We start from the raw sequence: 3,320 nt of genomic DNA, 5'->3' as shown, positions 1-3,320 counted from the left end.
GGAATTGTGGGCTGGGAAAGGTTATGGCAAGGATGGTTTAAACTGCAAACCATCCTTGAAGGTTACCAGCTAGCCTTGTCTCTTGAGCAAAAGATGTGATCAAGAGACAGAATAAAATGGGGCATTTTGTCTATCATTGCACTAATATAATCTTCATATTGACTACACTAGTAACTTGTTAAGCTTATCGATTACAACTAAATGCTCGTCTTGAACACCTTCTTCCTTTATTGCTTTTAAATTATCATCAATGGATAGCACGAGCATCAGATCTTTTGCTTTTTCCTTAGCTACATATTTTTCAAAGTCTACTTGAGCTATCGCGACCAATAATTCACCATCATACTTCCATCCACATAGGGGATTGAGAATTAACATGTCTATTGCTAAAGGAACTATCTCCTTTAGGTAGAGTTCTTGCCTAATGGCAATCGCAACATCTTTTTCTGATAAATTGTATAAATATGTATCTCTAACAGAAATATACCAATCATCTAGTGAAGATGTATCTTCGCAATGTTCTATGTTAATCCCGTACTGTTTTTCAAGTTCAAGAAAGTTTATATCTTTCATATCAAATCCCGTGACCTTTAAAAGCACCTTCCATTTTGTCTATAGCATCGACTGCTTTTAGGCGAGCTTCATTAGCTTGAGGATTATCGACTTTTTCTAAAGTTTTAATCGATTTTCGCAAGCCTCTCAAATTATCATTCATTTCTTTAATATGATTCCAATACTTATCGCCTAGCTTAGATTTTAACGATTGCATCATTTCTGTTCCAACACCGATAAAATCTTTATCCTTTAGCCCATTAGCTGTAATGTTGTTGATTGTTCTAATTGCCTTTAGCTGCGATTGACCTAGTTCAAAAACTGCTTTCCCTCCCTTGCTGGGTAGGAACGCCATTGCATACTTCTCCGCTCCAGCTTGCTCTTCATATGCTTGCATATCTGCACTATCTTCTGGTGTAGGGTGCATACTAGGGATTGAACTTGTATCTCCATATATTATCCCAAACGAAAAATCACGTACAATTGTCTTTAGAAAACCAAAGGCTCGATTTCCTTCAATTGGTTTTATTTCACCTGTTATACCAATATTTTGGTTTCCAACACTCCTGCTGGCATCCTGCTGCAATCCAACGGCTTTCTTCTCTTGCTTGGCTGCTCCGCCAGTTTGGGCCATCTGCAACTCATTTGCTTGCCCATTTGAAGCGGTTGTTTTGCCGTTGTTTAACGTATTGGAGATAGCATCAGTCAGCTTCATGTTCTCCGTTACGATTTTATTATCCTTAAAATAGTTATCACAGACACTTTCTAGATTTGAGCCTGCACAGGCGTAACCCGTAGGATCTGTTCCTGCCATCGGATTATTGAGGATGTACGAATACGGGTTCGCACTCTGGCTGTTCTCGGGGAACTGCAAGAACGGGTCAACACTCAGGAAGCGACCGACGTTGAAGTCGTAAATCCGGCCGTTCATATGAATTAACTGTTGCTCATTCAAATGCTCGTGATTGGTGTAGCCCTTAGTCACGCCTTGCCAGGCCGTCAGTAATACATTGCCTGCGGCAATATCCTGTGGCCGACCGAACACATCATAACCCCGGTATTGCAGGACAGCGCCGGTTTGTCCATCGATTAAGGTATCGACACTGCCTAAGTGGTCCCTTAATACGTGCTGGAATGGTGACTGATTGCCTAAGCTCCCCACATGGGCTTTCATCTTGATGGTGTGGTCACCGATGTAAGTCTTATCGATGGTCGCACTGCTGCTGACCTCACGTTCAAAACTGCCCACATAGTAGGTAGTTGTGATGCTGCTACCTTGCTGCTTAACCTGTTTATAGCGCTGACCATTCGCATCATAACTAAAGGTACTGGTGGTGCCATTACGTACGACAGTTAACGGCTTGTTTTGGTCATCGTAAGTTAAGGTCGCCCCATCGCCAATTAACCGATTACCATTGTTATCATAGGTAAAGTTGTAGGTTGTACCGCCGCGAATAAACTGCCGTATCGCGTTTGGACCTGCATTACCTCCTAAACCTTTACCCACGTTACCATAGAGATAACTGCTGCCATAATCACCTTTGACCAGAATATTCCCCGCGGCATCATAGTCATAATTGACCGGCGCATAAGTAGATTTCACATTACGTTTGTCTCATCTTTCCTGTCTTTACTCTTTGATATCGAAATTAATTATCAAATAAGCTTCTTTAAAAATATCCATGTCTTTTCTGAAACGATATTTTTGAATTACCTCTTTGGCAGCCTTGTCAAAAATACGAGGATGGGAGGCTTTTATTATTCTAAAATCAAAAGCTACTCCATCAGAATCAATCGAGAAGATCATTCCAACGCACCCCTTAGTGATACCAATTGGATAGGGCGACGTCGGAATAGTAGGCTGGTAGGCTTCTATCACTCTTTGCTCTGTCAATGTGATGTTATTTTTATATTCAAATTCGCCGCATAGACTTTTATCCGAAGTCTCTGCTGCACCAGTGGCACTACACGATGTGCAACACAGTAGCGCTATTAGCCCTCCCCAGTGGCTGGCCGTTTTTTTCATAATCAAAGATCTCCCTTATAGTTCAAAACATCATTTTCTTTCATATATGAGCTTCGAATTGGCATTCCATAGTGTTGCCTAAAAGCATTTTCAAATTGTGAAGATGCTCTTAACTCCTCTCTAGATTTATCTTTCAGATTGTACACAGGTATTGGAGATTGGCCGACAGCTGCTAGCCCCGTTTGAGTATGACCAAACTCATGGGAAATTAAACTACCTAGTGTGGCTGAATTTAGCCCATCACCTGCGACTCTAATTTCACGTGAGGCAACGTACCCTGCAACATCTCTCGAATATAGAATCTCGTCTGCTTCAGCAGTAACCTGAAAAGCTGCTCCGTAAGTAGGATCAGTCTCTTTTGTAACTTCAACAAAAGTAACTGTCTTACCTTCTTTGATAAATTGAGCATAGACTTTCTGACCTAATTTAGTTTGGCCAATTTGAACTAATGCGCTCCTAAGTTCTTCAGGTATTTCAGAATTTACCTCTATAGGACTATATTGACCTTTGACTGATTTTTCAGTTTTGTGAACTACGTTGTTTGAGATGAATTTTTCAGATAACTCATCATTGGTAGAGCGGTTATCTCTAACTGCCGTACGAGATTCATTTTTCTGGCCATTATCAACCTTTGCTTTATTTTTCTTCTTTGACTCTGTATCTGCCAACTGCACTGAGGTACAAAAACCTTCAAAACCGGTATTTGACCCTGTAGTGCAACCTCCACCAGTCGCTGCATACC

At 41.1% G+C, this 3,320-nt stretch carries 4 protein-coding genes; all 4 read right to left on the bottom strand.

What is annotated here, in order from left to right; all coding sequences use genetic code 11:
- Window positions 1–162 precede the first annotated feature (162 nt).
- On the bottom strand, window positions 163–573 hold the full coding sequence (locus tag KO531_RS22115) for a contact-dependent growth inhibition system immunity protein (protein ID WP_131523257.1): 411 nt from the start codon (window positions 571–573) through the stop codon (window positions 163–165).
- 1 nt (window position 574) lies between these two features.
- Window positions 575–2,155 carry an RHS repeat-associated core domain-containing protein gene (locus KO531_RS22110; protein ID WP_131523256.1) on the bottom strand — a complete coding sequence of 527 codons (1,581 nt, stop codon included), beginning with the start codon at window positions 2,153–2,155 and terminating at the stop codon, window positions 575–577.
- A gap of 27 nt (window positions 2,156–2,182) precedes the next feature.
- Entirely contained in the window at window positions 2,183–2,578 is a 396-nt protein-coding gene (locus KO531_RS22105; RefSeq protein ID WP_131523255.1) for an energy transducer TonB, read from the bottom strand.
- 2 nt (window positions 2,579–2,580) lie between these two features.
- Window positions 2,581–3,320 (bottom strand): hypothetical protein (locus KO531_RS22100; RefSeq protein ID WP_219252243.1); only part of this gene is annotated, 740 nt, incomplete at its 5' end.

The sequence above is a fragment of the Shewanella sp. NKUCC06_TVS genome (assembly GCF_019345515.1).
Lineage (GTDB): Bacteria > Pseudomonadota > Gammaproteobacteria > Enterobacterales > Shewanellaceae > Shewanella > Shewanella oncorhynchi.
Note: the sequence above shows the minus strand (reverse complement) of the source record. Positions and strands in the feature narration are given on the sequence as shown.